1 protein-coding gene is annotated in these 363 nt (G+C 69.7%); it reads left to right on the top strand.

Annotated elements, in window-relative coordinates; genetic code table 11:
• Nucleotides 1-66: 66 nt before the first annotated feature.
• On the top strand, nucleotides 67-363 hold a 297-nt coding region (locus tag ON30_RS39475), incomplete at its 3' end, for a copper resistance CopC family protein (RefSeq protein WP_040711853.1).

Raw genomic sequence — 363 nt, 5'->3', positions numbered from 1 at the left:
CCGCGCTGCGCGAGATCGGCGCGCGGCACAACGCGACGCTGTTCATGGTCGTGCACGGTGTCGGTGATGGGCGGGCCGGCCGACGAGCAGTGGGTCGCGCAGGGCGTGACCGTCGACGGGCCCACGGTGCGCGCCACACTGCGGCCGGGACTGCCCGCCGGGCAGTTCACCGTCGGCTACCGGGTGGTCTCGGCCGACGGACACCCGATCACCGGCTCCGTAGCGGCCGGGGATGTGCTGGATCAGCCGTGGTTCGGGTTCGTGGTCTCACTGCCCGTCCTCGGCGTCGATCTACGAAACGTGAAAGCGGGACGAGAGATACGGGTCAAGGGACATCGTGCGCAGGAACTCGGTCTCGCTCAT

This window comes from Nocardia takedensis NBRC 100417, assembly GCF_000308695.1.
GTDB classification, from domain to species: Bacteria; Actinomycetota; Actinomycetes; order Mycobacteriales; family Mycobacteriaceae; genus Nocardia; species Nocardia takedensis.
The sequence above is the reverse complement of the archived record's forward strand: the minus strand, read 5'-3'. Positions and strand labels throughout refer to the sequence as shown.